At 45.5% G+C, this 6,537-nt stretch carries 3 protein-coding genes and 2 pseudogenes; all 5 read left to right on the top strand.

Going from position 1 to position 6,537, the window contains the following annotated elements; all coding sequences use genetic code 11:
* Positions 1–568: pseudogene (locus tag C7A19_RS15620) on the top strand (type VI secretion system tip protein VgrG); the annotation flags it as partial.
* A complete protein-coding gene (locus C7A19_RS13570) occupies positions 565–1,371 on the top strand; it encodes a DUF4123 domain-containing protein (protein WP_116645125.1) in 807 nt (268 codons plus the stop codon). The pseudogene C7A19_RS15620 and the gene C7A19_RS13570, both read left to right, overlap by 4 nt.
* Positions 1,364–4,906: a toxin VasX gene (locus tag C7A19_RS13565; protein WP_116645124.1), complete on the top strand. Its 3,543-nt coding sequence runs from the start codon at positions 1,364–1,366 to the stop codon at positions 4,904–4,906. Before C7A19_RS13570 ends, C7A19_RS13565 begins: the two co-directional genes overlap by 8 nt.
* Before the next feature lie 31 nt (positions 4,907–4,937).
* Positions 4,938–5,894 carry a hypothetical protein gene (locus tag C7A19_RS13560; RefSeq protein ID WP_116645123.1) on the top strand — a complete coding sequence of 319 codons (957 nt, stop codon included), beginning with the start codon at positions 4,938–4,940 and terminating at the stop codon, positions 5,892–5,894.
* Between the two features lies 1 nt (position 5,895).
* A pseudogene (locus C7A19_RS13555) lies at positions 5,896–6,537 on the top strand (hypothetical protein); the annotation flags it as partial.

Here is a 6,537-nt window from a genome sequence, read left to right as displayed (position 1 = left end):
TCGTGTGATGGGCAATGCGCATCATACCGTGGAGGGAGAGAGTCGCACCCGTATTGGTGGCAACCACTCCAATCTCGTCAAAGCCAGTGAGCACTATAAAGTCGGTAAGGTTCATGCGGTAGATGCAGGGAGTGACATTCACCTAAAAACGGGCGCCAAACTGGTGATTGAAGCCGGTGCAGAAGTTACCTTAAGTGCCGGCGGTAGCTTTGTGAAAGTGGATGCGGCTGGCGTGCATGCTTCTGGTGCCGCGGTGAACTTAAACTCAGGCGGCAGCGCAGGCAGTGGCCCAGGCTTTAATGGCCAAATGGCGAAGCGTCCAAAAACTATTGATGCTTTAGCCGATCCCGAAGCCGCGCCACTCCCCGATATCCAAGCGGTTGATGTAATGACCACATCAGAAACACAGCAAGGGGCACCGACGCTTATCGCTGTTCCAGCGACGGCGAGTCTTGTGCAACAAGTTATTGCCGACGTTAAATCTGAAACACCAATTACGCAAGCGTGCCTTAAACAACCTGACGGTAGTTGCCCGCTATCAGACTGCCCCTGTGGGAATAACGTATGAGCTTACATCTAGCATCCACACATGGTGATGAGCCGATAAACTGGTATGCGTTAGTGAGTGACTATGACGGCATGCATCAAGAGGTTTATGGACTTATTGCTGGTCACAATATTGAACCACTTTATTTATCGACGCCGCTATCAGTGATGATAGAGCGTAGTCCACTTGTTATTCCTTTGAGAGCGAATGACCCCATTGTCGATAAGCTATCCAAAGATAGGACTTTATACTTTTCTGCTCCAAACACGGTAGGGTTCGACGCTGTTCTCGCGCAGTTAAGAAATCGCCTTCAAGTGCAGTTTTCAGCAGCGCGAAAAGGCTTTTTACATTACTACGTACCGGCAGTAGCAAGCTATTTCTTGTTGCTCGCTGAACCAAGTGATACTGCTGATTGGCTCGGTATTCTCTCTGGGGCTTATGTTTACCAGAAGATACACAGTCGACAACCTGAGTGGGTGCATATCCTCGGAGCAAATACCGTAGAAGCATCGTCGTCATTGTGGCAACTGACGGATTCACAGAAAGATGCATTGAACGAAAAGCACACAGAGCAAGAGATACAGCAATGGGCTGAAACGCAAGGCATTGACGTGTTTGACTGGCCCAAACAAAAAGCAGTTAGCCACTTTTGTGCAAAGCATCAAATAGAGAGCCAAGCGTTGATCAATAAGGTTCACTCTCTCCTACATGCAAATGCGATCAGTTTGGACGAAGCATCGTTAACAATCGCACCAGGACAGACTGAAACGAGCATTGTGGAACAATTAGAGAAATGGGTGTCTAGGGAGTATTTAAATGTCTGATAAGTTTTCTTCAGCGCCTGCATGCGATGGCAAAAAGCTTCTTATTGAAGTGACAGGAATACAACATGGAGCAGAGCAGGATTTTGAGTTTTATGATCTAACAGACATGACGCAGCAACCTTCTCTTGAAGCCAAGAAGAAGATAGACCCCGAACTCGATGACACCACGATATACAGCTGGGACTGGAGCGACGAGAAAGAAAATCGTAACGTCTGGTTGAAAGTGGATGCCGACGATGGACCCATTAAGCTACCGTTATTTGAAAATGTAACAGTGACCGAGAGAAAGCAAGACGAGCAAGATTACTTGGTTCACTCAGTGCTTCCGCTCACTCTTTTGCCGTCATATCAGGAATCCGTGACCAATGCGGACCGTGTGGCACCCGTTCGCGCGGGGTATTTATATGTTTTTTATAACCACAAAGCATGGCGAGAGATCCACATTACACCTGAAGACGGGGAAATGTGCTTAAAAGACGTTCATCTCTATCGTTATCGAGAGGGGCGAGATCAACCCTTTAAAGATGAAGAACGTGTGGCGACAGGAATGCCCTTAGGTGAGATTTGGATCCCCGCCAAAGCAAAAAACGAGCAATCCGTTGTTCACGTTGCATTTTCTGAAGTGCAATGGAGTGCGCCCCGTTTGAACTATCTTGAGGCACACCCAGAGCAGTTAATGCAACGTGCTAAACCGCTAGACAGTCTTAATGCGGTTGATGGGTCAGACATACTGAAAGTCACAGCGTTACCTGCTATGCGAGTGAGGGCGCCTGAATTAGAGTTTTTCCTTGCCGAGCCAATGCAACTCAATCGCGATCTCTCCGGCGCTTGGGTTAATCAAACCTATCAAACGGTCAAGGGAGAGCTTGAATCCATGAGGGAAGATGGCGAGTCCGCGCCGAATATGCTCCGGTATTATGATCATCAACCTCACCGCTACGAGTATGGGCTCAGACACTCTGCACTGATGGACATTCTTTCTCCCGAGGCTGGAGAGAGCGAAATGTGGGAGGCGGAATCGACAGACGACTATCTCGCTCAAGCCAAGCAACGTCACTTAAGAGCCATCGTGCTGGATGATCCGCTTTTTGATCTTAGACACCATACTTACCTCGCGCGAAGTGGTGTGGCGTACATGCAACAAATTTACGTTGATATGAGCCAACAACCTCACTATCGCTCTGCGGAGTTGGTGCAAAAGCTCGTTGTTCCTCCCAAGTTTGGCGAAAATGAAAATCCGTCTCATGCTGGGTACGATGAGATGGACACTTTCTTAGGGGGACGTTTTCATCGAACACTGCGCACCGTAGAGCGTCAAATATGCTGCACCGATATAGAAAATTTGCAAGGTTACGTACAAAGCATTATTGAGGAACCGCGGCTGGCTGTGGTGATCCGAGATATCAGCTCACTCAACGATATCAATGCAGCGGCAGCCCAAAAGCTGATAGGGGAAGCGGTATCTGCGCTTTGCGTGAATACGAAAAAACTTGACCAACTCTCTCACTATGAAGATAGAGGGATGTCTCCCTATTTAGATACGGCAAAGAGTATTCTACTGCCCAGTGGTGGATCGGCTTTGCACCCGATACTCTTCCCTGCTGAACAAAGTGTTAGCTTGGACGAGTCGTTGGAACAGCCACCAGAATCGGCTAATCTGGGCGACGGGTTGGCAACGCCGGAGTCACTCGCATTGTGGTTTAAAAAGGGTCCAGATATTCAAGATGAAGACTTGCGCATCTTCGATCTTGGCTTAGTGTCGTCCGCTAACAACAACGAAGAGGGTGCCTTTGCTTCCGTGCGACAGGTTGCGAATACTCTAAATACTATTCTAGGAGGTTATTACGAAACCTTGTTGGAATTGAGCAAAGATTTGGCTGATGAAGCGAAGGTCATTGAGTTTAACAGCGCCTATGCACCTGTTTTGCGGTTAATGAAATCAGCAAATAGTGAAATGTGGGGGGACATTACCTATCAACCCGTCGGTGGAAAGGCGTTTAAAGGGACTGTCGTTGGCGTAGAAGGGCATGGCCTGACTTGGGGCCTAAGTGAGATTGATCGGGAATACATTAAAACCAAGCAAAAAAAAGCACCCATGGCACGTATGTATGAAAATGCGTCAGGGAAATTGGTGGCCTCAACCGGTAAAAATGCGTTTAGATCTAGCGATATACCCGACGTTGATCGCGCACTCGTTGGGCCTAAGTTGCCACTTAAAGTAGTTGTGGTGTCAGAAGACAGCCACGTGGCAGAAGCTTTTAATCAAGCCAACACCCGCCGAGCGTTAAACAATGTGAACCAGACGGCCAGCAATGCCTACGAGGGATTACGTGTTCCTTATTTTATTGCGGTTATTGAGCTTGTTAACCTGATGAATAACGCAAGATATTTTGAAGACGCGTTGAACCGAAAGGATCTTGGTTATTCTTTTGCTCAGGCCACAAGCACTGTTATGGATTTGGGGGTTGCAATTGTTCATGCTTCTAACTTGTACACACAAAATGCCTCTCGACTTGCGACTGTATCAAAGGGCACGGCGTTTACTCTTTATGACGATCTAGCACGTACAATAACCTTCGATGGGGGAAAATCTCATCTAGTGGCAAGAGTTAGTGTTTTGGGCGCTGCCAGCCTTGCCGCAGGCTTTTTAACCGCGGCGATTGCTGGTTGGGATGCGATTCGGCTTTGGCAAAACAATGATATTGATGCCAGTATTGCCAAGGGAATGGTGGCAACAGGAGCCTTAGTTACCACAGTTGCAACAGGGTTATTTACTACCAACGCACCAATACTATTTGGTATGGGCCCAGTGGCTTGGCTAGGTATCGGCCTATCAGTAGCTGGTTTGGTCCTTTATTCATTATGGAAAAATAGCCCTTTAGAAGACTGGATGACGAATGGCCCCTTTGCTAAAGAACCTAATGAAGACTATCAACATCTGTTAGATGCTAAATCGGCGTATGAACACTTGGTAGACTTGTTTTTAACGATATCTGTTAAAAGTTATCATCTCGATAGTCAAACGGCTTTTTCTGAGCAACTGAAAGGCCGTATGCGAGCGCTTGGTGCAACACATATTATTCACGTGAATACGAATCTAGCCTCATTGCTAAACCCAACTAGCCTTGATATCGACTTTTATGCACGTCAAGCAATTGAAAGAAAAACAGTGACGATTAGTCGCGTAGGTAGGCAAGAAGAGAGAGAGATCATCAACATAAGTTCGGCTAATTCAACACTATTAAAGCAAGAAAAAACTGACGAAGGCTATGCGTTCTTTATTAAGTACGAACAACACGTTCCCAAAACAAATATGGAGTCTCGTTTTTTTTCTGGGCGAGTTTATGAACATCACTACTCGCCAGCGTTAATTACAAGGGCTCAGCTTAAAGTCGAAGAGGCTATTTTTCCAGCACTGACGCTGGAGCAACTTGAAGAGGGAAAAGTTAGACCCCCTGTTCCCAGTTTTAATCTAGATGATGATAGCGATCTGGGCTGGGCGAAAGACTCATTAATAATAAGCACACGTGGCTAATGCTCGTAAAACAATTATTTGGTAGCAATTAATGGCATATAATACCGAAAATATCATTCCACAGCCAGCTAAAAGGCCGCACGGTTTTTTGCAACGGCTACTCACTAAAGGGAAAGTTTTCCCCTTTACCAAGGCAAATGACACCATTGCTCTATCTTTGGCTGGAGAGGTTACGCCCTCTTCCCTCAAGGATATTGAAGATGATAATAAATCGTTATACTGGAATGAAGAAAGGTTAAATAGTGAAGCGTTATCCGGATGGTCCCAGTTTTATACATTTTTACTAACAATGTCTAAAGTAATATTAATGTTTTTTTTGCCAGTAGCTTACATGCTAATTCTTTTGTTTTTGGTTTTTGGTTCTGGTGGCTGGAGAGAGGGTTTAGAAGATTGGTCCGTTATTTTTTATACTGTGACTATCTATTTTACGCTTCCCTGCTTACTTATATGGGGCCACTATAAGTTGGTATGTAAAGGCTACTATTCCTTAGCACCTTTTTTGAAAAGCAAACGTGTATATAGCTTAAACCGTCAAACAGGGATGGTGACGCTGTATAAGCGTGGCAATAAAGTGCGCTTTACGCATCCTTTTATTGAATTTGATTGTGTATTGATGTCGGCCCCCAGTCCGCAAGGCCATCTGAACTACAATTTGATGTTAGTTCATCGCTATCAGCCTTACTCTGTGGGTGTACCTATTAGCAACTTAATTGGCACCAACGAGCGTGTGGTGGAGTACCAGCGTCTTTGGAATATGATCCAGCGTTACATGGATGTGAGTCAACCGATGCCAGATCTGTTGGTATTAGAAGAAGCTCGAGCCAAAGACCCTGTAACCGCTGCTCATGATCAACAGACTGGCCGTGATCCGCGTTACTGGCGAGATATGAGCGATGATATCTACAAGAAGACGCTAGCGGAAATAGCCGAAAAACAAAAAACATCGCCCGCCACCGGTCCAAAAATCAATATTTTTGCAGATAGCTGACATGGTCTACAACACTGAGCAACTGTCGCTACAACCCGCTAAACCACCGCACGGTTTTTTGCAACAGCTACTCACTAAGGGGAAAGTGTTCCCCTTTACCAAGGCAAATGACACCATTTCTCTATCTTTGGCGGGAGAGGTTACGCCCTCTTACCTCAAGGATACTGAAGGTGATAATAAATCGTTATACTGGAATGAAGAAAGGTTAAATAGTGAAGCGTTATCCGGCTGGTCTCAGTTTTATACATTTTTACTAACTATGACAAAAATACTATTGATTTTATTTTTGCCTTTGGCCTATTTGGTGTTCCTTTATCCATTATTATTTGGTTATGCTAGTTGGGATAAAAGGTGGGATGATTGGTTAATGGTTTCCTACGATTTAACCCTCTACTTCACGCTTCCTTGCTTGCTTATATGGGCCCATTATAAATTGGTATGTAAAGGCTACTATTTCTTAGCGCCTTTCTTAAAAAGCAAACGTGTTTATAGCTTAAATCGCCAGACAGGGATGGTGACCTTGTATAAGCGTGGAAATAAAGTGCGCTTTACGCATCCTTTTATTGAATTTGACTGTGTGTTGATGTCAGCACCGAGTCAGGGCGAGCGCATGAGTGTTCATTTTTCAACCATCGCCGGTATG

Origin of the sequence: Salinivibrio sp. HTSP (assembly GCF_003390965.1) — a bacterium.
Lineage (GTDB): Bacteria > Pseudomonadota > Gammaproteobacteria > Enterobacterales > Vibrionaceae > Salinivibrio > Salinivibrio kushneri.
This window is presented reverse-complemented; position numbering and strand designations above follow the sequence as displayed.

What these genes read in the sequence shown, in the direction of transcription:
- C7A19_RS13565 (WP_116645124.1), top strand. Translation starts at nt 1,364, where the DNA reads ATGTCTGATAAGTTTTCTTCAGCGCCTGCATGCGATGGCAAAAAGCTT.
- C7A19_RS13560 (WP_116645123.1), top strand. Translation starts at nt 4,938, where the DNA reads ATGGCATATAATACCGAAAATATCATTCCACAGCCAGCTAAAAGGCCG.
- C7A19_RS13570 (WP_116645125.1), top strand. Translation starts at nt 565, where the DNA reads ATGAGCTTACATCTAGCATCCACACATGGTGATGAGCCGATAAACTGG.